At 42.4% G+C, this 22601-nt stretch carries 17 protein-coding genes and 1 pseudogene; 6 read left to right on the top strand and 12 right to left on the bottom strand.

All coding sequences use genetic code 11. The features are described 5' to 3' along the window. Window position 1: 1 nt before the first annotated feature. The 3 genes from serS to HWQ58_RS26165 form a co-directional block, all read right to left on the bottom strand. Entirely contained in the window at window positions 2-1282 is a 1281-nt protein-coding gene (gene serS, locus HWQ58_RS26155) for a serine--tRNA ligase (protein WP_292869297.1), read from the bottom strand. A 193-nt stretch (window positions 1283-1475) separates the two neighbouring features. Beyond that, window positions 1476-1817, bottom strand: coding sequence for a hypothetical protein (locus HWQ58_RS26160; protein ID WP_292869300.1), 342 nt, complete (start codon window positions 1815-1817; stop codon window positions 1476-1478). 317 nt (window positions 1818-2134) lie between these two features. Beyond that, window positions 2135-2713 (bottom strand): DUF3611 family protein, encoded by a 579-nt coding sequence (locus HWQ58_RS26165; RefSeq protein ID WP_292869303.1) that lies wholly within the window; start codon window positions 2711-2713, stop codon window positions 2135-2137. Window positions 2714-3329: 616 nt separating this feature from the next. Between HWQ58_RS26165 and HWQ58_RS26170 the strand changes: the two genes are divergently transcribed. Beyond that, on the top strand, window positions 3330-3677 hold the full coding sequence (locus HWQ58_RS26170) for a PadR family transcriptional regulator (protein WP_104909191.1): 348 nt from the start codon (window positions 3330-3332) through the stop codon (window positions 3675-3677). 52 nt (window positions 3678-3729) lie between these two features. Beyond that, complete coding sequence (locus HWQ58_RS26175; protein ID WP_292869307.1) at window positions 3730-4260, top strand: cofactor assembly of complex C subunit B; 531 nt, start codon at window positions 3730-3732, stop codon at window positions 4258-4260. A 449-nt stretch (window positions 4261-4709) separates the two neighbouring features. Here HWQ58_RS26175 and HWQ58_RS26180 read toward each other — a convergent pair whose 3' ends face one another. Beyond that, window positions 4710-5027, bottom strand: coding sequence for a DUF3155 domain-containing protein (locus HWQ58_RS26180; protein WP_041566316.1), 318 nt, complete (start codon window positions 5025-5027; stop codon window positions 4710-4712). A gap of 288 nt (window positions 5028-5315) precedes the next feature. On the opposite strand from HWQ58_RS26180, the gene HWQ58_RS26185 reads away from it, so the two are divergent. After that, on the top strand, window positions 5316-6671 hold the full coding sequence (locus HWQ58_RS26185; RefSeq protein WP_292869310.1) for a HAMP domain-containing sensor histidine kinase: 1356 nt from the start codon (window positions 5316-5318) through the stop codon (window positions 6669-6671). Window positions 6672-7067: 396 nt separating this feature from the next. On the opposite strand, the gene HWQ58_RS26190 is transcribed toward HWQ58_RS26185, so the two are convergent. The 4 genes from HWQ58_RS26190 to HWQ58_RS26205 form a co-directional block, all read right to left on the bottom strand. Next, window positions 7068-7955, bottom strand: coding sequence for an aldo/keto reductase family oxidoreductase (locus HWQ58_RS26190; protein WP_292869313.1), 888 nt, complete (start codon window positions 7953-7955; stop codon window positions 7068-7070). A gap of 125 nt (window positions 7956-8080) precedes the next feature. Beyond that, window positions 8081-8836, bottom strand: a complete 756-nt coding sequence (locus HWQ58_RS26195; RefSeq protein ID WP_292869316.1) for an SDR family NAD(P)-dependent oxidoreductase — start codon at window positions 8834-8836, stop codon at window positions 8081-8083. A 91-nt stretch (window positions 8837-8927) separates the two neighbouring features. Then, entirely contained in the window at window positions 8928-9893 is a 966-nt protein-coding gene (locus HWQ58_RS26200) for an NADP-dependent oxidoreductase (RefSeq protein ID WP_292869320.1), read from the bottom strand. A gap of 311 nt (window positions 9894-10204) precedes the next feature. Further along, entirely contained in the window at window positions 10205-10342 is a 138-nt protein-coding gene (locus HWQ58_RS26205) for a hypothetical protein (RefSeq protein WP_292869627.1), read from the bottom strand. Between the two features lie 8 nt (window positions 10343-10350). Here HWQ58_RS26205 and HWQ58_RS26210 point away from each other — a divergent pair, with 8 nt between their 5' ends. After that, a complete protein-coding gene (locus HWQ58_RS26210) occupies window positions 10351-11115 on the top strand; it encodes an AraC family transcriptional regulator (RefSeq protein ID WP_292869617.1) in 765 nt (254 codons plus the stop codon). Window positions 11116-11520: 405 nt separating this feature from the next. Here HWQ58_RS26210 and HWQ58_RS26215 read toward each other — a convergent pair whose 3' ends face one another. From HWQ58_RS26215 to HWQ58_RS26230, 4 genes and pseudogenes are all read right to left on the bottom strand, one after another. After that, complete coding sequence (locus HWQ58_RS26215; RefSeq protein ID WP_292869323.1) at window positions 11521-12762, bottom strand: S-layer homology domain-containing protein; 1242 nt, start codon at window positions 12760-12762, stop codon at window positions 11521-11523. A gap of 417 nt (window positions 12763-13179) precedes the next feature. Further along, window positions 13180-13761, bottom strand: a pseudogene (locus HWQ58_RS26220) (S-layer homology domain-containing protein); the annotation flags it as partial. A 1707-nt stretch (window positions 13762-15468) separates the two neighbouring features. Beyond that, window positions 15469-16182 carry a conjugal transfer protein TrbI gene (locus HWQ58_RS26225; protein ID WP_292869326.1) on the bottom strand — a complete coding sequence of 238 codons (714 nt, stop codon included), beginning with the start codon at window positions 16180-16182 and terminating at the stop codon, window positions 15469-15471. A 403-nt stretch (window positions 16183-16585) separates the two neighbouring features. After that, window positions 16586-18868 (bottom strand): NACHT domain-containing NTPase, encoded by a 2283-nt coding sequence (locus HWQ58_RS26230; protein ID WP_292869329.1) that lies wholly within the window; start codon window positions 18866-18868, stop codon window positions 16586-16588. Window positions 18869-19030: 162 nt separating this feature from the next. Between HWQ58_RS26230 and HWQ58_RS26235 the strand changes: the two genes are divergently transcribed. Then, window positions 19031-19228: a hypothetical protein gene (locus tag HWQ58_RS26235; RefSeq protein WP_292777771.1), complete on the top strand. Its 198-nt coding sequence runs from the start codon at window positions 19031-19033 to the stop codon at window positions 19226-19228. A 330-nt stretch (window positions 19229-19558) separates the two neighbouring features. Next, window positions 19559-22585 carry an SMC family ATPase gene (locus HWQ58_RS26240; RefSeq protein ID WP_292869332.1) on the top strand — a complete coding sequence of 1009 codons (3027 nt, stop codon included), beginning with the start codon at window positions 19559-19561 and terminating at the stop codon, window positions 22583-22585. Window positions 22586-22601 lie beyond the last annotated feature (16 nt).

Below are 22601 nucleotides of genomic sequence, written 5' to 3' on the forward strand. Positions count from 1 at the left end.
ATTATAAAACTTCACGTCCCAAGTAAGGTTGCAACACTTCTGGTATCCTTACCGTCCCATCAGTTTGTTGATAATTCTCCAAAATTGCTGCCATCGTCCTTCCTACCGCCAAACCCGAACCATTTAGAGTGTGTACGAACTGAGTACCTTTCTTCCCCGCCTCTTTGAAGCGAATATCAGCCCGTCGCGCCTGGAAATCTATAGTATTGGAACAGCTAGAAATTTCACGGTATTTGCCAGAAGAGGGCAACCAAACCTCTAAATCATAAGTTTTGGTAGAGGCAAATCCCAAATCTCCAGTACTTAAATTTACTACTCTGTAAGGCAACTGCAACGCCTGTACAATTGCTTCTGCATTCCCTACCAATTTCTCCAGTTCATCAAAAGACGTACTGGGTTCGACAAACTTCACCATTTCCACCTTGTTAAATTGATGTAGGCGAATTAATCCCCGCATATCGCGCCCATAACTACCAGCTTCGCGGCGAAAACAGGGAGTAAAGGCACAGTGGTAAATAGGCAAATCTTCAGCAGCGAGAATTTCACCCCGGTAGAGATTTGTAAGTGGAACTTCCGCCGTAGGAATCAGCCATAAGTCATCATCAGCACATTTAAAGCTTTCTTCCGCAAACTTGGGTAACTGACCGGTTGCTGTCAAAGACTCAGTATTCACTAACAGCGGTGGACTGACTTCTACATATCCAGCTTGAGTATGGAGAGTCAACATAAATTGAATTAATGCCCTCTCCAATGCCGCACCAGCGCCCATCAACGTCACAAAGCGACTTTGGGCAACTTTTACAGCTCGTTCAACATTGAGAATACCCAGCTTTTCGCCAATTTCCCAGTGAGGAAGAATATTCGGGTTTTGGGGAATGTACTTATCACCCCAACGCCGCACCTCTACGTTATCTTCCTCATTCTTACCAAGGGGTGTAGAGTCGCTTGGTAAGTTGGGAAGCGCCAACACAAGTTGAGCAATTTCAGCTTTGAGGTCTTTTTCTTGGGGTTCCAGTTGACTCAACGTAGCTCTAACAGAGTTACCTTCATGCCGCAAAGCTTGAATTTCTGGGTCTTGAGGATTGACCCCAGATTTAATCTTCTGGCCGACAATTTTACCAATTTCGTTGCTCCGGGCTTGAAGTTGACTACGCGTCCCTTCAAGTTCCCGTTGTTGCCGATCTAACAGTAATATCGGTTCGATGTCGTATTTACCACTACGACTATTCAATCGTTCTTGAACTAATTGCGGATTTTCCCGTATTTGCTTAATATCCAGCACAGATTTTTCTCAGTTTTTAGCCTAAAATCTTCCTGTCAATACAGTTAACACATAAGCATTTAGCATATAGTAATTTTGCTTTGCTGTAACTGCAAAAACAAAGTTTATTAGAAAAATCAGTCTTAATCTTTGAGCAAGATTTTACCCTAGCATCATTGCCAGGGCTAAGAAACCATATAATGCATTAAACCAATCATGAATTCGTATTTTGAGTCACTGTCGTTTCAGAAACCTGAGCAAGACTCTGATCATTACCATTATTGTTATCAACGGCTGCAAACGTCCTTTGAGTGATATTCGGTGGTTCCTTATCGTCTCTAGTTTGTCCAGGTGAAGGTAACCAGTATGCAAGCACACCTGATAAACCACCCCAGTAAAGCGCAATATTCTTATCGTCCTCTGCTGGCGAGCCAAGCTTGAAAATGCACAGCCCCAATACGATGCTACTAAAGAAAACCTGTACGCCAAATCTCCATACGTCTTGATTAAATTTCTGTGCTGGTTGATTTCTCATGGTGTCAAATTGATTTTTCATGGTGTCAGACTTCTAAAAAAGGTACATATTATCCCTGTGCTAGTTTTGGCATCACCTACTACTACAGCGTGGCAAAATTCCTAATTACGCTCGTACCTTTACAGGGATCTTGTTACGTGCAGCGTGCCGCTTTCCTGACTCGCTAACGTAATTTGTAATTCCTATACCGCAAGCGTTCCATTGATTTGAATTACGCAGTGCTGTACTAATAAGATGTTTTTCAAGGATTATGTAGTTGTCTTCACACCCAGTTTTGTCCGTTTCGGAAAAATTCTGATTAACTTCTTTATACTTTTGAAAACTCAGCACTGATAATATTAGGGTCGGTTAATCCGATTGAGCAACCAAAGTGACGCAATAAGCCCTGCAAAGTGGGCTGAGACGGTGTTAGTGTTTGCCTGCACCACAAGCATATCTAGACCGCTAATAATTCGGGTAGGGTCAAAAAATTGGGTAGTTATCGCTTGGGGAGAAATGGATCTTGCTACCAGTGTACCAACGATCGCCTGCGCCCCCAAAAGAGTCACCAGCGTTCCTCCTAAATTCACCCATACTCCTAAGCGTAATACTTGCACAGTCTCGCTTTTCCGAGGGCGGTTGCTAGGATTGGAGGATTCCAATTGCTTGCCAATTCTCGTGTAACGGTAAGCTAAATAAATGCCCCCACCTAAAACAACCAGTCCACAAATTGCTAAAAATACACCAAAACCAGTCCCAGGATTATTAGTAGGACTGCCAGCTCTTTGATTAAAGATGGCGAACAGCAACACAATTATGCTAGAAACAACGCCTAGTACTAGCTGAATCCAGAAGCTAATCCAACCTATAAGGCGAAAAGTTTGGGCAATTGCCCTAAGAGTTGAGGAAGATGAAGGGGCATCGGGAGTTTGTGACATAGCGATCGCCAATGTGCTGGGTGCTTGATTAAGGGAGGCGAGGACGAGGGGACACGGAGAGTTCTTTCCCCTGGTTTTTAGCGCCTTCTTTGATAAATTTACTATTACACTTGCTAAATAAGACAAGAAATTCTGCGATCGTGGAAATTAGAAGTAGTTACTTTAAGTGTGTCTACCGACGTAGCAGCTCGATCCCAGATATATCCCCTAGCTTAAGATTTTAGAATTTGCATTGGGAAAATCACTGTAAAACAAAGTGTTTATTAAGTTTTACAGACAAAATAGCATTTTACCTGTAAAATTTCTTCGATGGCATTTTATTGCTTAAGCAGTTCTAACCAGCTCGGCATCAGTTAACACCAAGATAGTGACTTCCTCACTGTCTGTTCGCTCCTCACCACACCGTATCGAGCTTGAGTGGGGTACATTATTTTGTACTCCTAAAACTCGCCAAGCCCCACAACTTCACAGGCGTGGGTAATTGTTTGATGTTTACGCAATGGATATCTAGTCTAAGTAGCTTTATTATGTATTACTCACGTAGTAGTAGCACTGTATACTGACTACAAGGATTGTAGACTTTACCTTAAGGCATTTTTTTAGCCATTCACTAACCATGAAACTTGAGGATATATATCAATTTTTTGAGAATCCTCCGCCAACTTACCTTTGTCAGGAACTAGCAGTTTGTTACATACTGTCTGTTTTATTACAAGGTGAATCCTACGGAACCGAGTTGATCGAGCAATTAGAAACTGAGTATCCCGTCTATCGGCTTTCAGATACCGTACTTTACAGTGCAATTAAATTTCTGGAAGACCAAAGTGCAATCACTGGATATTGGAAGAAACTCGAAGGACGGGGGCGCCCCAGGCGGATGTACCAAGTTTCTCCCGAATGGCAAGTTCAAGCTCAGGATTTAGCTTTTCAATGGCTTGACTACATCAACAGGAGGAAAAAGTAACGAATAATTGATAATGAATAAGTCTCCTCCAGTCAAACACTAACAATTAGTTATGGATACTGCTATTCTGCCATCTACGTTCCTGCTAACCTTGTTGTTATCGGTTGGGCTGTTTTTCTTTATTCGTGCCTCGACTAAAGACCGCACAGAAATGGCCCAACTAGTATCTGAGCAAGATGAAGCTGTTTTAATGTCTCAATTAAAAGAGTATTTTCGATCGCGGTCTTACCGAGTGGCAGCAGTAGACCGAGAACAAAATCAGGTAACTTTTGAAGGTAATGTTCGCCCTAGCTGGTTCTTAGCTATATTTCTAACTTTACTGGCAGCTACTGGGATTGTTTGTCTATCTCTGGTGGCATCCCTGTTTTTTTCTAGCCTCAGTACCCTTGTTCTGGCGATGGTACTGCTATCGCCTTTAAGTGGTCTATTTTATTGGAAAAAATCTGGAAGACTTGAGAAGGTGTCGCTCAAAGTAGAAACAACTCAGAGCGAACAAACCTCCTCAAGTAAGGTAACTGTAGTTGCCCATCGAGATGAACTCAGTGAGTTGCAGAGGACTCTACAGCTCAAGCCTGGGAAATAATTGTTGATTTTTGCGACCATCTCTTAACTATGATATGCAGACTTCTGACCTGACCTACTATGCAGGCAATGGAAAGTAGTCAGGAGAAAATCAAGATTGCTGCTTTGTCAGTTTTCCCCACAACTTTGGTCGTGGGGAAAAATTTAAATTCATTAACTTAAATTTATTGACAGAGCTTACTTAACCATCTACGGCATAAGAGCGCAACTTCACTCTTCCTTTTAGAGGCACTTGGCTCTATACCCACTCCCTTCTGCACAATCAAAGTAGTATCAACCCATGCAATCTAGCGTGGTTTGAAACAGGTTCACTTTCCAACTACCTGGACTAGATTTACTGGCAAATCAGCTACAAACTAAAAAAAAATTAAATTTTGCATAAACTTAGCAATTTTGCCAGTTAATAGTAGTCAGGAGCCACATTCAATGCTCAAGATGACCATCTATGGTTCATCGACTAGCTAAAGCAAGAGGTTCTTGACCTGGTGAAGGTTCTAACACCCTCAAACTAGGAAACAAGAAATGGTTTTCCTCTACGTATTGAGCACCAAACAGTCCCTTTTCTGCCCAGAAATAACGATCTGTAGTGTGTTCATTTCGCTTTACAAGTAGCAACGCCGGTGGCAAAATCCCTTCAGCTTGAATGAATCTTCTCGCTGCTGTCACAGGCTTTTCTTCGCCACTTTCGATACTATATTGAGGCACGTGCTCCAAAATGCGCCGTCCTTCCTGACGACGACGACTCTTCCTTTTGCGTCTCCTTGCCAATCTATTGTCCTCCTCTTTCAAGCTTATAGATTGTAGTGATAGCTACAAAATACGTCGTAATTATATAGGTTCTAGTTCAGAATATCAATACTTTTTAACCTTTAAAGATAAGAAAGTTAATATATTTGAAACATAGAGAAAACAAAATTACCTAAGAATATAATCTCTTAGTACAAACCATCTCTAAGAAAATTTTAGTTAAGCTTTATTAAATGAGTGAGGTAAAAATTTAAGTATCCTCTCTTACATCATGCCTCAAAATCTATAATCTTGAGCAAAAGCTAAAAAATGTTAATGTCTGCCAGTTCTGATTTTCTTGCTCTGTGTCGAGAGCAAATAGCGCTACTAACCCAAGGGCTGGGAGCGACTTTAAGTATTGTGTACCTAACACAAGAATTGGTAGATACTCCTTCCGGCGATGCCAAACTGATTCCTGTGGTGATTTACCCGGAAACAGCATTATTACCCCAAGGAGAGGAAACTATTGAAGCGACGGCATACAAGCAACTTCAAGTCGGAAATGCGTTTATATTACCCAATCATCAAGGAAGGTTATTGACACCGGCTTCAGAATCTCCAACTTCATCACAGGAGTCTGACATACCAGATGCGTCTCAACCCGATCTTAAAGAGGAATACCTACTTAGTGGCAACCAAATTGTTTTACCTCTGATTTATGAGGGTGTGATGATGGGGTTACTGGTGACACGCAGGAAAGACCGGGCATGGAATGAACACGAGCAAAGTCAAATTCAACGGATAGCCCAAACATTAGCGATCGCTTGTATTTTAGATCAGCGGCGAGCATGGTTTGAGGAACAGTTGCGCGAGCAACAAATTCTCCAAGAAAAACAACGGGATTTGCTGGATAATCTGTTGCATCAGTTTCGTAACCCATTAACAGCATTACGGACTTTTGGCAAACTGCTATTAAAGCGACTACGACCAGCAGATGCTAACCGAGATGTGGCAAATAGTATTGTCCGGGAAAGCGATCGCCTCCAAGAATTACTGCAACAATTTGAGCAAGTAATTGACTTGACAGAGGCAGATTTAGCACCACTACATCTACCGGAAGATGGAGTATTTGTAGAAGCAAGTATCCAAAAAGACGCTAAACCGCCGCTATTATTACCGGGAACAGGAGATAAAGCAGTTGACTGCTCGTTAGCAGATATATTAGAACCATTATTAATATCAGCCAAAGCGATCGCCCAAGAACGAAAGCTAAAACTAATAACTGAAATTCAAGATAATTCATCTCTAGTGCGTGCCAACGTCAAAGCATTACGAGAGGTATTGACTAATATTATTGATAATGCTTTGAAATATACTCCCACTGGCGGTAAAATTTTGATTCAGGCGGGGCAAGAAAAAGCTCATTTTCAGGGAATAGTCATTAGTGATAACGGGCCAGGCATTCCACCCCAGGATTTAGAACATCTTGGAGAACGGCATTATCGGGGTGTACAAGCGCAAACAGAAATCCCCGGCACAGGTTTGGGGTTAGCGATCGCTAAACAATTAATAGAGCAAATGCAGGGCGAAATCGAGATTTTCAGCCCTGCAATCAACTCTAAGCTAACTTCACCTAATAGACCAGGAACTACTTTTATTATTTGGTTACCGGAAGTTGAGAATTAGTCTATTGAGAACGGGTTAAGCCTTTCCAAGTAATAAAATAACCAATTTACAGCTATTTGAGCCTTAACTGAACCGTATTGTCTCATGCCCGACTTAGATTCAGACAATTCTGAATGCCTAGCTAAAATTCGTCGCATCGGAAAAAGAAATGTGCTGTTCTAGTTCATCAACTGGCTGATTTTACTTAATAGTCTTCGATTTTTCCAAGCTTCAACGTAAAGATTGCTAAGTCAAGCCGCAACTTAATTGACTTCATTAGTTCTTCGGTGAAGTGATACCAATTTGAAAAAAGAATGCGACAGATACATACTCTCAAACCTTTGTTCTGTCTGGCTTTCTTAATGCATGAATTTTAAATTTTGAATTGGTATGACTTAGCCTTAGACAATAATGTTTTCACTGAACCGCAGTTGTAGCGATCGCGTCGAGATCTGCGATCGTTTGCGGTGAAAGTTGCAAATCTGCCGCTTTGATGTTTTCGTGCAGATGACTAATGGATGACGTTCCGGGAATTAACAGGATGTTCGGCGATCTCTGAAGCAGCCATGCCAATGCGACCTGCATCGGTGTGGCTCCAAGTGATGCTGCGACAGCATCGAGCGCTGACGATTGCAACGGATTGAACCCGCCCAGCGGGAAGAACGGCACATAAGCAATTCCCTGCTTCGCGAGGTCGTCAATGAAAGCGTCATCTTCCCGGTGCGCTAGGTTGTACTGATTCTGCACGCAGACGATTTCTGTGATAGTTTGCGCTTTTGCCAATTGCTTAGGAGTGACGTTGCTCAGACCCAGGTGACGGATCAACCCCTGTTTTTTGAGTTCGACTAGGGTCGTCAGCGGCTCTGTAAGAGAACCCTCCGATGGTCCATGACCGTCACCCATCAGTCGGAGATTGACAACATCGATCGTCTTGAGTCCGAGGTTACGCAGGTTGTCATGAATCGCCTCGGTCAGATCCTGCTGTGATAGCGCGGGTACCCACGATCCATCTTCAGGACGACGCGCTCCAACCTTGGTGACAATCACTAAATCTTCCGGGTAGGGATGCAGTGCTTGTCGGATAATCTGATTCGTGATATGAGGTCCGTAGAAGTCGCTGGTATCGATATGATTAATGCCAAGTGCGATCGCTTCGCGCAAAACAGCAACGGCTGCATCCACATCTCGCGGCGCACCCCATACATTCGGACCCGCGAGTTGCATGGCACCATAGCCTGTGCGCTTCACTGTGATTGAAGTGTTCGGCAACGTAAAAGTACCGCCAAGGTTCGTTTGCTCAGACATATTGCTACTTTCTCCAAGAATTTTTTAGTGATTTAACGAAAGCAATTTTGAAAGTCCATTTCTCATTGATGTCGCTGCGTGCGATCAAAGCCCTCTCCTGCTGATCGATAGATTCCTATAGCTTGTCATTGTTCGTTGCGGCTCGCGAATATTTGCTCATAGTCACCGTTCCTTTCAGCAAATCGATGTGCTTTGACACGATTAACAAGGATTTCGCCGTGGGGCGGGTTGGGAGTGCTGAGAATCTGCATCACTTCAGCAATAAAGTCAGCAAGTGGCATTGCGGCAGGATCAGTCGCCTGACTAGCCCCGCCAAGCTCCGTTTGTACATAGGGTGGGGCAAGTTCAAGAACCTCCACGGAGGTTTCTTGAAGCTGAACGCGGAGCGACTGCAACCAAGAGTGCAGAAAAGCCTTGCTCGCGCAATAGGTCGGATATGGACTGATGGGAACGAAAGCCAAGCCAGAGGTGGTGGTGATGATCGTTGAATGCGGTTGCTGTTTGAGAGTCGGGAGGAGTGCCGCCGTGAGGTGAAGTACACCGACAACATTAGTCTGAATCGTAGACTGCATCACGGAGAAATCGATCGGATCTGAGGTTAGGTCTTCCGTCTTACCAATTCCGGCATTGTTGATCAGAACATTGAGTTTAGGGAACTGCTCTCGAATGCGGGACGCAAAGGTTTCGATGTCCGCCGGGTCTTGAACGTCAAGTTGAATCCCGTGCATACCGGAGTGAGCGGCGGTGATTTCGTCGAGAAGATGTTGACGACGACCCGCGATGATGACTTGATTACCGCGTTGATAGAACGCCTCGGCAAGCGCACGACCGATGCCGCTTGTGCCTCCAGTGATGAGGATGGTGTTGTCCGTGAGATTCATAGGTATTTTTCCTGCAAAGATGTACAAAATGAATGATGTCAGAGTTTGTTGAGAGTAAAGTTGTTGTAAAAGCTGGAAATTCAATCAGCGCTTATTCGCCGCTCACGCGCAACACGATTTTGCCCAGATAGTGCTGTTTCATGGCATCCTGCGCTTGTGCCGCCTCTTCCAGCCCAAATGTCTGTGCGATGTGAACTTGAAACTCACCGATACCGATCAATCGGTTAAGTTCGTCTAACAATATCGGGTCGGCGAAGCCATTTGCCTTCTTGAGTTCCACACCGTCGGGCGCTTTGGGTTCGGGCATCACGCCATTAGGAAAGGCGATAATTCCGCCCTGACGCACCAAACTCAGCGTGGATTGAACGGTGTCGCCGCCCACCAGTACCAGCGCGGTATCGAAGCCATCGGGCGCAAAAGTGCGGGCACGTTGGGCAATGTCGTCGCTGTGTCCGTCCACCACTTCATCAGCACCCAATTGCTTGGCCAACGCTACACCGTCTGCACCCGATGCGATCGCGAAAACGTGTGCCCCCATACGTTTAGCCAGTTGCAGCGCGACGTGACCGACGCCACCACTCGCGCCCCACAGCATTAATTTGGTTTCGCTGCCTATTCCCAGCGCCTGCAAATTGTTTAGCGCTGTTATACCAGCAATGGGTAGCCCGCCTGCCATCAGCATATCGAGACTATCGGGCATCGGCGCGATCGTTTTTTCGGAGACAACAACGTATTGGGCATAGCTACCGCCCTTGTAGTTCATGAAGCTCTGGGCGTAAACGCGATCGCCAACAGCAAAACGCTCAACGCCGTCGCCAATGGCAACGATCGTGCCTGCACATTCGCCGCCTAGCACACGCGGAAAGTGAACTTCGTTATACACCAGCTCACCTTCACGCTCCATCTCATCCCAGATGCCAACTCCGGCAATCTCGATGCGAATCAAAACTTCGCCTGCATCTACCATAGGCACGGGTAAGGTGTGCAAAGTCAGCTTGTCAGCATGACCGAACTCGTCCACAGCCATTGCTTTCATTTGTTGGGGAGTATTTTGCATAAATGGGTTCTCCTGCTTATTGCTTGAGTTGTTATTGAGGGGTTCAAAGGTGTAAAACTGCTTTCAAAGTTTGTTTGGACGGATTGCCATTTCCTCCAAGAAGTTTCTAATTGTTTTAGGAAAGAAATGCGGCATCGTTCTTCGGACTTTTTAAGGTCTTGCTTGAGATGCTTTCATCCTACGAATTCGATTCAGCGTTTCCAATGCCTAAAACTCTTTGATCCTTGCCTAATTCTCCAGCATGGATCACTTGAAGACATTCTATAATCGTGTAGGGCATTGAATGAGTCGAGGCTTTACCGTGACTTTCGTTATCCCCAATTCTGAGGTAGTTGCAGATCAGTGCCAAGCGCTGGCGGCATTAGTGGCGCGGTACACCGAACCCAATGGTAACCTTGTCTACCCAACTGCGATCGCACCCTTAAGCTTTTCGCGATCAAATGCGTCATCTGCCGTCATTTACCAGGATTATGAACCGCGTTTGGCCATTCTCGTTCAAGGCAAGAAAGACATAATACTGGGAGAGGAAACGTATCCCTATGAGATCGGGCAATGTCTTGTTGTCTCAGTTGATCTCCCCATCGGTGGGTGTATTGTTGAGGCGACAACCGATCAGCCGTATTTAGGATTAAAGCTGACCCTAGACCCAATGCAACTTTGTGAAATGGCTGCTCAAATGAATTTTAGTTCAGCGAAGAAAGAGAACTCTGTCCGAGGCTTATTTGTGAGCAACGCTGATCCCACGTTGCTTGACTGTGCCCTTCGCCTCACTAAGCTCTTAGATACGCCACAGGATGTTCCCATGCTGGCACCGATGATGATTCGGGAACTCTACTACCGTCTGCTGATCGGGGAACAAAGTGAAGCCGTGCGTCAAATTGCTACATCTGGCAGCAGTATGCAGCGAATTGCTGAAGCGATCAAACGGATCAAGTCTAAGTTTACTCAGCCGATGCGAGTCGAGGACTTAGCAAAGCAGGTGAGAATGTCTACTTCGTCGTTTCATCAGCACTTCAAACAAGTGACCTCAATGAGTCCACTTCAATATCAAAAGCAGTTAAGACTGTTAGAAGCCCGTCGCCTGATGCTGACGGAAGATTGTGATGCAACCTCTGCTGCCTACCAGGTTGGGTACGAAAGTCCCTCACAGTTCAGCCGTGAATATTCACGCCTGTTCGGTGCGCCACCGATGCGAGACATCGAACGGTTACGAACGGCTTGACTTAGACTTCTTTCAAGGATGGAATAAAAAACAATAGAGCGATGTCTACGACAAGCCGATGCAGTGTCTACGCTTATGGTCGTGATGGAAAACTCCAACAAAGTCGCATAAAATCCTTATTCTTTCCTCAACTTTCAAAACTTTTTAGTCTACTGAAAGTACCAATCATTGAAATTATTTTTTTTTAATAATACCTATAAAATTAGTCTTGTCTCACCTCTAAAGCGCTATTATCACTCTCATAAATTAATAAAAAACCGCGTAAAAAATTTGCTTAACTTAAATTTAGTTTAAGCAATTTTCTAAAAATTTTTAGTTTGATAAAAAAACTAGCGTAAGTACTGTATACATACAATATACAGCATTTACGCTATTCTTACAATTCGGCTTTAGATGTACTAATGACTATCTTAATGAAACCAACAAGTTTTGATTGATGGTCATTTGTAAATCGGTATTAGGGTCAATGGCGATTAAGTCAACACTATTCTTACCAAAGAACAGACCAACCAACGCACCGATCCCAGCACCACCCAAGACTTCTTCTGTGGCAATGGCGTGATCGCCAGTGACAGCAGATACCGCAGTTGCCGCACCTGCGCCCAATACAGTATTCTTGATAATTGAACCAATACTAGTACCCTTCTTAACGGTTTCAGTTTTGGTAATAACGTCAGAAGTAGCATTAAGCTGATACTCTTGACCACTGGCCAAAACTAGTTTCTCGGCAACGAATTGAGAACCGCCTGTAGCAGGTTTGAGTTGACCAATAACCTGACTACCAGCAGGAATCACTACAGATCCGTCTTGTGTCACCACGTTTTGGGATACTGTCAATGTCAAGGGCGATGTTTCATCCTTTGTAACTAGAATTTTTTCTGCCTTGTCATACTTCACAGGAATAGCAGTCCCTTGGGGAATTGTGACTGATACTGGTGTTGGAGTAGTAGACCCGACAGCCACGACATAAGGTGAGTTAATTGCTGAGGCTTGATTAGAACTAACTAATGCTTGGTAGATAAAAGCTGCTACTTGGGCGCGAGTAGCAGTTGCAGTTGGATTCAGGAAGTTCACATTCGGATAGTTCACCACAATTTGCTTTTGGGTTGCTGCGGCGATCGGGCTACGGGCATAACTAGCGATGTTAGAGGCATCGTTGAAGTATTGCAGAGTGCTTTCGGTATTGCCACTGGGACTATATTCCAAACCGTTAGCGAGGGAAACTAAAACCTGTTCGCGGGGAATAGCCTGGTTAGGCTCAAAGCGATTTCCCGGATAACCAGATAAGAAACCAATGGTATAAGCTTGCCCAATTGCACTGGATGCCCAATAGTTGCTGGGTACATCAGCAAAATTGATTGCTGGCCGTTGCTGGGCTTTTTGGAAAGCTTTGTTGACCATCGCAGCAAATTGAGCGCGTGTCACCGGTTCTTCTGGGCGGAAACTACCATCAGGAAATCCGGCAATTACACCTCGCTGTGACAATTGTTGAATAAATTGTGCTGCCCAATAGTTAGATGAAACATCAGAAAAAGTCGTTTGAGCTAAAGATGGTGAAGCTGTAATGAAAGGAGCTACAGTACCAACTGTGACGCTCAAAGCCATGAGTGCAGCTGTTCTAGATTGCCAACGATTTAAGTTAAACATTATTTTTTTTGCTCCAGTTCTATTATTTTTTTACTGTTAATTAGTTAGACATTTACTAAAGTACAAAGTTCCTAATTTTTTTGCTTTTTGTAAAAACCATTACTTTAGTCATACACTCATAATTAAAAGAATTTATGCCAAAATAACTAGTTAATAGGAGTAATGTAATCAAGCTATTACCTATTAGCAAATTTTCAAAAAGACAGGTACTAATTGAGACGATGTAGAGAAAGAATAGTTGCTGTTAAATAGACAATTTTATAGTTAAAAGTGAAGGCGATCGCACACTCTAGTTAAGGTAGCGATCGCCTATTAAATAACTATCTAAGTCAACAGATTCTAATTGTGACTGATATAGGTGTTGAAGTAGTAGACCCGACAACTACTGTATACGGCGAGTTAATTGTTGAGTCTTAACACGATATAAGGCGAGTTAATTGCTGAGGCTTGATTAGAACTAACTAATGCTTGGTAGATAAAAGCTGCTACTTGGGCGCGAGTAGCAGTTGCAGTTGGATTCAGGAAGTTCACATTCGGATAGTTCACCACAATTTGCTTTTGGGTTGCTGCGGCGATCGGGCTACGGGCATAGCTAGCGATGTTAGGGGCATCGTTGAAGTATTGCAGAGTGCTTTCGGGATTGCCACTGGGACTATATTTCAGACCGTTAGCAAGGGCAACCAAAACCTGTTCGCGGGGAATAGCTTGATTAGGTTCAAAGCGATTTCCAGGATAACCAGATAAGAAACCAATGGTATAAGCTTGCCCAATCGCACTGGATGCCCAATAGTTGCTGGGTACATCAGCAAAATTGATTGCTGTCCGTTGCTGTGCTTTTGGGAAAGCTTTGTCGACCATTGCGGCAAATTGAGCGCGCGTCACCGGTTCTTCTGGGCGGAAGCTACCATCGGGAAATCCGGCAATTACACCTTGCTGAGACAATTGTTGAATAAATTGTGCCGCCCAATAGTTAGATGAAACATCAGAAAAAGCAGTTTGAGTTGAAGATAGCGGGGAGCATCCCACTGTGATGGGTTTGTCTTGCAAAGGATAATTGACTGGATCGCAAACAAAACCTGCCGAATTAGCCTGTATAGAAGTCCGCGTTGGCGGATTTTGTGTCTCTGACTGTGATTTCCAATCGTCAGATATTTTTTCAATAGTGGGATGCTTACTTAAAAACTCTGAATCTGCAACAATATCGTGAGGTCCCTTAACACTTATCTTAGAACTATTAGAAGTATTGAGATAGATATTATAGTCATAAACAACGTTTTTGTTTTTAGTGTTATTATTAATATTTTTTTCAGGAAAAGCATAGAGGATGTTCCTGAAAATTTTGACATCAGATGACGTATGAGCAAATATTTGCCCACCATTAAGTTCTGGACTCTGATTGTTTAAAACAGCTGTGTTATTTACAATATCAACATGATCGCTAAAAAATGCATGAATCCCCGATCCACCATTCTTATATGCAAGATTGTTTTTAACTAAAGTACGTCCTTTATATGCACTCAATTTTGAGTTGTCTTGATTTCTTGTACTATCGATAATAATGCCATTACCATCTGTGATCTTTCCGACTGCAATCCAAGGGATGTACATGCGATTGTTGTAGGTCTTATTGTTGGTAACAAACATCTTGTATCCCTGGTTGTTGTCAGAATTCCAATTATTCAACATTGAAATACCACTAGAACCATAAACACCATACCAGGCATTATTAAATACCACATTATTATCTATTGTCACATAGTCTGCTTGAATCGCTGAAATACCTGCTCCTCCACAGTCATGCGCTTTGTTGTTCAAAATACGGATGTGATGAACATGACCATTGGTTCGTCCGTCAACGTTGATACAGTTTCCATTCGTCAGTGGGTTTAGTTTGTTAGTCTTCTCACTCATCGCATAATCAAGGGTTATATTGGCATTGTTTCCTATAACCTCTAGCCCGTTGATCTCAATATATGAAGCTTTATTTGAAATCGTGATCCCATTCCATGTATTGTGCTGAATTTTTGGGAAATGCCCAGGATATGCTTTATACTTAATCCATGCATTTGCAGTTCCAGAACGTTTAATATTTACTACATTTCCAGCTTTGCCTATATTTTTGTATACTCCGTTCATAATCAATACTGTATCGCCAGGGTTAGTAAGGTCTGCTGCCTTTTGAATTGTCCTAAAAGCTGATGAAGTAGAGAGTCCGCTATTATTGTCGTTTCCACTACCACTAACATAGTATGTTTTCGGTGTTGAATTCTGGCTGATTAGGTTGTCGTGGCTGGATAGACTCATTTCTTTGTTTGTGGATATCTGACGGACGTTTTCAACTAAAGATACTTTTATACTTTCTCCCTGAGCCGAAAGACTTAATACCAGGGGAATTGCAAGATATGTGCTTAAACCGAAACCTTGAATTACCACAAGAAAAGGCTCCTTAATCGCTACTTACTACTTAACAAAAGTATCAGGATATTCCAGAATTTTGAATACTCTTTTGGATACAAAATACAATAGAGCCAACTTTTAAATAAGTATTCCAATAAATATTCATACTGATTAAGACGATATAGAGGTGGAATAGTTGCTGTTCAATAGAATTTTTTAGGGTTAAAAATAAAAGCGATCGCACACTCTAGTTAAAGTGGCGATCGCATATCAGGGATGATTAAATTCACAACTTGAATGAAGTTAAATCTAGTAGCGGGATTGTGGTACTAAATTCAAGTTAGAATTCAATGTGAGCCTTAAATCCTGTTCAGGTCTGAGGACAAAAGCATTTCCTTCTTTTTTCCGCAATAGTACACTCGCACCTGCACCCGCAGCCGCACCAATAACAGGTTTTAAATCGTCAATTCTGTTGTTGCCAGTAATTAGTGAACCTAAAAGACCAGCACCCCCACCAATAGCTGCGTCAGTTAAAACCTGATTGGTGTTGGGCCCCTGTTTAACTCTTTGAGTTGTGGTGTATGTCCGAGAAGTTGCATTAATCGACTGACGCTGACCGTTAGAAAATTCTAATTCTTGAGCGACAAACCTTACGCCTTTTCCTTGGTTATCATTTCTATCTCTAGAATAACCATCTAAGTCAACAGGTTCTAGCCGTCCATTTATTTTAGTACCAGCAGGAATTAAGACATTTCTATTTCTATCGATAATGTCGTTCGCTATTCTCAAGGTTAGAGATTTACTTTCCCCAGGAGCAATAGTAATTGTTTCTTTTTCGTAGGTTACAGGAAAAGCAACTCCAAAAGGAATGGTAACGTTTCCGTATTGTCCAATTCTGTCTTGGTTAATTCTATATTGTGCATTAGCAGGAGCCAAGCTCAATAGGGGACTAATGACGGTTGTAGTAACTGCCATTACCATAAGTGCAGCAGTTCCAGATTTCCATTGATGTATGCGAGTCATAAGAGGATTGTCCTTTATGTATGTGATGTGTTTAATGACGAGGATTCACTGAGTTTGTTTCTGACTGTTTTTGAACCTGTCTATAGGCGTATACAAGTACTTATTATGATGGGAAGTCTGTGCGCTCGCGTGGGCGTAGCCCGTCGTAGACATCGCTGTTCAGAATTTGTATCCTGCTAATGCGCGTTACTAAAATTAAAGGTGAGACGCTCATAGGACGCAAAATGAGTATGATTTTGTTCCAGAATACTGTTTTATTACTTATGTCCACATATCTTCAGCCATCAAATAGAGGCGAATAGGCTGGCTGTGAACTCTTACTTTTATTCTAGATTTATTTGCTAGAAATTGGAAAATATTTTTGCTTTCTTAACGAATGATTTAGTATTTGCTATATGGGTATTTAAGATTGTTGCTGGCGCTGTTTAATCTCTGCGATCGGTAATAGCAAAGTATCTTCTATTTGCTGTCGCACTTCCCGGCTGACATAACAATCGCTATTCAGGCAATCCACCAATAATAAATTGGCATTGTAATACTTGTTAAGTAATCCTTTCTGGTGCTTGCTTAACTGCCAATCACTATCAATTCTGCGATACCTCATTATTACTGCTCTTAATTGCTGAGTCCAATTTTGACCGTTTGTTTTCCACCATTGTTCATGGATTTTCAAGTCTGTTTTTGTTTCAGGTAGTTGGTTTATGAGTGGTAGTAATGCTGATTTTAGACCGAAAATAAGACTGTAAGTTAATTTACTAATATAATCATCTTTTCTATACTTAAAATTAAAAAAAAGTTGAAGTCGAGGACTAAGTATAAAATTAAACTCAATATAATCTCTAGTATCGTCGTTATTAATGACAGTCCAGAATCCAGGGTAAGAGATAAGACAAAAATCAAGGTCTATTCCTATACAGCTATTACTAAGAGAAAGATTACGCCCCAGTATAAAAGCAAAGTAAAACTCGCGAATAACTGCTAACTGGTAAGGAACGTTAACTGAAAGAGATTTTTTACTTATCCACTTTAGAAACTGCTGCAATTTATCATCATTAGCTAAAAGCGAATCGACTTGATTTTTCATCAATAACAACACATGATCTGCATTTGGCGACATTCCAACTGCTAGCAATAAAACTTCCCGCCAGCGTTTTTCAGTGATGTGGCTAACAAGATTTTGCAGTGCTTCCTCTGATGACTGTCTCACAACCACAAATTCTCTAGCTGTAAAATACTCATGAAATGTGAGGTGAGAAAATGAGTAAATCCCTTTTGCCCTTGCTACAACTAGTCCATGATGATGTTCAATTGAACCCAAAACTTGCTCACTGTCAACTTGCAATGCTTCTTCGTCAGTATTAGCACCGGGTAAATTACGGATGTATTCTGTAATATATTGCTCTGCTACTTTCTGCTTGAAGAAATATTCACTCCTTTCAAAAGTAGTCAACGCCATTTTGCTGAGTAAATCTTCTTTGCGTTGGACTGATAGCTTTTTGTAAATCTGATTGCGTTCAATTCCCCGATTGGCATCCCATTTTTTTAATAACGCATCCAGTCCTTCTTTATATAACTCAGAACGATTTGCAGGGAAATCTCCTGACTCTTCAAATGCTAAACAAAGCAACGTCAGCAGTAGCGGACTTGCAGCAAGTTGTTTAATGCGGTTATTCTCTTCGAGACGTTTGATAAAAGTCTCTGGTTTTACAGCTTTATCTTTAAACCAGTTATTGGCAAAGTTGGAAATTTGGTCATCGTCAAAATCAGCAACTTCTACCTCTGTGAACTTCTCAAAGGTATACTTGCGTGCTGCAATACGACAAGTCATCACAAACTGATTTTTTGAGAAACGATCAGAAAACTCACGAATTTCCTTTAATACACGGTTACTATCCTCTTCTTTAACTTCATCCAATCCATCTAGTAAAACTAATGCCTTGCCATAGGTTAGTACATCTCGGATAGAAGAGATAGGATTTATCATCTCTTCAATGATGTGTTGCAATAATCCAGGTTTGTTTGCAACTTCCGCAAAGTTTTTGAGGTTAACAAAAATCGGGACACGTTTAGCCTGAAACTCACCTCCAATACACTGAATCGCTAAATACTTCAAAAATGTGGTTTTACCTGCTCCTGGTTTCCCCAAAATTATCAGCTTGGAATATTTCTCAACCACTTCCAGTCCTGGCACTCGTTTTTCAGTAATTCTGTTAAGTCCAAAGAGGTCAAAATCCTGGCTGCTACAGTGCTGCAATAATTCATCAATTCCTAACCGCTGCTGTCCAGTGATTTTCTCCAATATATTGACACTGGTGTAAATGTCATTTAACCCAACGGGTTGAGTCATATCTAACACCCGCATTGTGCCACAGCGTTCTTGAATGAGAGGTTTTATTTTTTCGCGTACTGTTTGTACGATCGCATCAATATCAATGCTGTTATCTTGATTAATCTCTGGTTCACTGGCTGGTTCAGCAACTATTTCTTCCCACTCTAGGTCTAGCCTGTCGCAAATCTGGACAAAGAGATTGCGGTCAACAGGTTTACCTGTAAAGAACTTTCCGATCGGCTGGCGAGTTACTTCTAAATCTTCAGCTAATGCTTTTTGAGTTAAGGAACAGCGAATTAAAGCTCTTTTTGCTTTTTGGATACCTTCTAGAGAACAGGAAAGCGATCGCCCGGACATAAGCTAACCACTACACTTTTGCTGATTCTAACTACCAATTTGGCAATTCATCCTCATCGCATACACAACTCATTCATATCTCAAACCTGTATTTAAGCCTAGAACAAACACTCACCTGTCAAAGTATGGATGTAGTGATTCAAACAATTTGGGAGTGGGTCAATGTTATCCAAGAAATTTCCTTCAAGAGATGAAGTGCTGGCTGTTGTAACACTGATTATGGTGATTGGTTCTCTCACTCTTGCAGTTATCGACGAGAAGAGTCGCCCTCCATTTCTAGATTTAACCAAATTTGCTGTCGGTACATATATTGGATTGTTGATACCTCGGTCTAGATCAAATGATAGCGATCGCAACTAGCCAATAACAATCCTAAATAATTCCTAAGAGACAAGATCCCCGACTTCTTTGAAAAGTCAGGGATCTGTAACTTTCAATTCTCACAAATCAAAAAAGAATGTTTTCTTCTCAGACAACAGAAAGAAATAACAAAAGCCTCCTGGAGAGTTTCATTTTTCTCCGAAGACAGTAAAACTTTTTCATGCAATAAGAAAAATTGACTGATAGTATTGTAAATTTTTGTAAATTTGATGTCTTCAAGACTAGAAACCTGATATCAAGATAGCTAAACTAACAAACAGTGCATCTGTACTGTTATTTATTAAAAGTAGATGTGGCGCTATAGCCTGAATGATCCCAGTACAACTTATCCTCAAAAACTTTCTCAGTTACCGTGATGCAACTTTAGATTTTGGCGGTTTGCATACGGCTTGTATTTGTGGTTCCAATGGTGCGGGTAAATCTTCTCTTTTGGAAGCAATCACTTGGGCAATTTGGGGTGAAAGCCGCGCCACTGCTGAAGATGATGTCATCTATTCTGGCGCGAAAGAAGTTCGGGTTGATTTTACTTTCCAAAGTAACCAGCAAAAATATCGGGTGATTCGTACCCGAATTCGGGGAGGTACTAGCGTCCTTGAATTTCAAATAGAAATCCCATCTGGGTTTCGCTCACTCACTTGCAAAGGGGTAAGAGCAACCCAGGATTTGATTTTAGAACACATCAAGCTTGATTACGATACATTTATTAATTCTGCCTACTTACGTCAAGGTCGTGCAGATGAATTCATGCTCAAGCGTCCCACAGAACGCAAAGAAATTTTAGCGGAGTTGTTGAAACTCAATCAGTATGATGATTTAGAAGAACGGGCAAAGGAATCTTCTCGTCAGTTCAAAGCACAGGCACTAGAGTTAGAGCGTTCTTTGGAGTCGATCAAAATTCAGCTGCAACAACGCGAAATCACCCAAGCGCAAAGAGTAGAGTTAGAAGCCGAACTCAACCAACTGCAACAAGTGCAAGCTTTTGATAATATTCAATTACAAAGTTTGCAAGTTGTCCAGCACCAGCGCCAAAATTGGGAACAACAACTCAATTTTATAAAGCAGCAATACCAAAATCTTACCCAAGATTGCGATCGCCTCCAACAAGAACAATCAGCTATTGGCTCTCAGCTATCAGATTTAGAAAAAATATTACACCAAGAAGCTGAGATTAAAGCTGGATACGCCCAATATCAAAGTCTACAATCTCAAGAAGAAGCCTTTGCTGTCAAATTTGAAGAACACACCCGCGCTGGGCAAACTCGCCAACAAAAGCAACAACAGCTTACCAAACAAATTCACGAAATCGAACGGCAACTACAACAAGCCCAAGCGCAGCTAGAAGCTTTGCAGCAACAAGAGCGAGATATTCAACAAACTTTAACTAAATCAGGTGAAGTCGAAGCTGCTTTGGCACAACTAGCCGCAGCACGTCACCATGTTGCTCGTTTAGATCAACTGCAAATGCAAGTTACTCCCTTGTTGCAACAACGAGCAACTTTACAAAGCCAACTCGATCGCACTCATGCTGGTTTAGTAGCGCGACTCGAACAACTCCAAAATACAGAGAACCAATTGCAACGCCAGCACGGCCGCCAACCGCAACTACAACAAGCGGTGATGGATGTAGCAATCCAGATTGAGGAACTGGAGAAAAAGCGGGTTTATCTGCAACGAGTCCAAGAAAAAGGGCAAGAAAGGCGGCATTTTATCGAACGTCTGCAAGCTCATCAACGGGATTATGAAAAACTGCTGGGAGAATTAGAGCAAAAATTGCAAATGCTGCAAAATCCTGAAGCACTTTGTCCATTATGTGAGCGTCCACTGGATGAACATCACTGGAGTCGGGTAGTGGAAAAAACCCAAAGTGAGTTAGAGGATACTCAAGGACAGTTTTGGGTAGTGCGGGAACAATTGGCTGTGTCTGACAAAGAAATTCAGACACTCAGGCAGGAATATCGTGATATATCCCAACAATTGGCGGGCTATGATGGTTTACGCGAACAACGGGGACAGTTGGCAGCACAGTTAGAAGCAACAACTGATGTGCAACAACAGTTACAACAAATTGCTGCTGAAAAACAGCATTTAGAGCGATCGCTCCAAGCTGGTGATTACGCTCCCGATAAACAAGCCGAACTCCGGCAGCTAGAGCAATACTTGCAACAAGTTAATTATAGTGAACAAGACCACGCCCTCGCCCGGAGTGAAGTTGAACGGTGGCGATGGGCAGAAATTAAACAAGGGCAAATTAAAGATGCGACTAAGCGACAAGCGCAACTATTAGCCCGAAAACCAGAACTCCAGTCCCAAATTGCCCAATTACAAGCCAGAATCCAGCAGGATCAGATTGATTCTGAATGTGCTAAACAAATCGCGGCTCTTGAGCGTCACATTACCGAAATTGGCTACAGTTCTGAGCAGCATAACAATCTGCGTATGGCTGCAAAGAAAGCTCAATCTTGGCATTTGCGGTATCAACAACTACTATCAGCCCAGCAGCAGTATCCGCAACTCCAGACGAGGTTGCAAGAGTTAGAGGAGTCTAGAAGCGCCAGAGTAACGGAGCGCCAAAAACTCGGCAGCCAAATCGAAAGCATTATTCAGCAACTACAAGCAACAGCTAACCCATCTGCCCAAATTCAAGCTTTAGAGCAGCAGTTAGCAATACGTAGACGGCAACTTGATGAGCAAATAGCTAAGCTGGGGCGTTTAGAACAACTGGCGCATCAACTGGAAACGCTACAAATTCAATATGAACAACAGCAGCAGCAATTACAATCTTGCAAGCAGGAATATCGGGTTTATCAGGAATTAGCGCAAGCTTTTGGTAAAAATGGTATCCAAACACTGATGATTGAGAATGTGTTGCCACAACTGGAAGCCGAAACAAATCAACTACTTTCGCGGTTGAGTGGGAATCAGTTTCATGTACAATTTATTACTCAAAAAGCTGGTCGCAGTGCTAAATCAACCAAGAAAAATGCCAAGCTGATAGACACCTTAGATATTTTAATCGCCGATTCTAGAGGTACACGAGCTTATGAAACTTACTCTGGTGGTGAAGCTTTTAGAATTAACTTTGCCATCCGTTTGGCTTTGGCGAAATTATTAGCGCAACGGGCGGGGGCGGCGTTGCAATTGTTGATTGTGGATGAAGGTTTTGGTACACAGGATGCTGAAGGATGCGATCGCTTGATTGCGGCGATTAATGCGATCGCCTCCGATTTTGCCTGTATCCTCACCGTTACCCACATGCCCCACCTCAAAGAAGCCTTCCAAGCCAGGATTGAAGTCAATAAAACTCAAGAAGGTTCACAGTTGAGCTTGTCAATTTAATTACGAATTACGAATT

Source organism: Nostoc sp. LPT (genome assembly GCF_017115165.1).
GTDB lineage: Bacteria > Cyanobacteriota > Cyanobacteriia > Cyanobacteriales > Nostocaceae > Nostoc.

Coding starts and splice junctions, on each gene's coding strand:
- HWQ58_RS26160 (WP_292869300.1), bottom strand. CDS start 1,817: ATGAAAAATCAATTTGACACCATGAGAAATCAACCAGCACAGAAATTT.
- HWQ58_RS26170 (WP_104909191.1), top strand. CDS start 3,330: ATGAAACTTGAGGATATATATCAATTTTTTGAGAATCCTCCGCCAACT.
- HWQ58_RS26215 (WP_292869323.1), bottom strand. CDS start 12,762: ATGTTTAACTTAAATCGTTGGCAATCTAGAACAGCTGCACTCATGGCT.
- HWQ58_RS26205 (WP_292869627.1), bottom strand. CDS start 10,342: ATGACGCATTTGATCGCGAAAAGCTTAAGGGTGCGATCGCAGTTGGGT.
- HWQ58_RS26225 (WP_292869326.1), bottom strand. CDS start 16,182: ATGACTCGCATACATCAATGGAAATCTGGAACTGCTGCACTTATGGTA.
- HWQ58_RS26235 (WP_292777771.1), top strand. CDS start 19,031: ATGTTATCCAAGAAATTTCCTTCAAGAGATGAAGTGCTGGCTGTTGTA.
- HWQ58_RS26230 (WP_292869329.1), bottom strand. CDS start 18,868: ATGTCCGGGCGATCGCTTTCCTGTTCTCTAGAAGGTATCCAAAAAGCA.
- HWQ58_RS26165 (WP_292869303.1), bottom strand. CDS start 2,713: ATGTCACAAACTCCCGATGCCCCTTCATCTTCCTCAACTCTTAGGGCA.
- HWQ58_RS26185 (WP_292869310.1), top strand. CDS start 5,316: ATGTTAATGTCTGCCAGTTCTGATTTTCTTGCTCTGTGTCGAGAGCAA.
- HWQ58_RS26190 (WP_292869313.1), bottom strand. CDS start 7,955: ATGTCTGAGCAAACGAACCTTGGCGGTACTTTTACGTTGCCGAACACT.
- HWQ58_RS26240 (WP_292869332.1), top strand. CDS start 19,559: ATGATCCCAGTACAACTTATCCTCAAAAACTTTCTCAGTTACCGTGAT.
- HWQ58_RS26195 (WP_292869316.1), bottom strand. CDS start 8,836: ATGAATCTCACGGACAACACCATCCTCATCACTGGAGGCACAAGCGGC.
- HWQ58_RS26175 (WP_292869307.1), top strand. CDS start 3,730: ATGGATACTGCTATTCTGCCATCTACGTTCCTGCTAACCTTGTTGTTA.
- HWQ58_RS26200 (WP_292869320.1), bottom strand. CDS start 9,893: ATGCAAAATACTCCCCAACAAATGAAAGCAATGGCTGTGGACGAGTTC.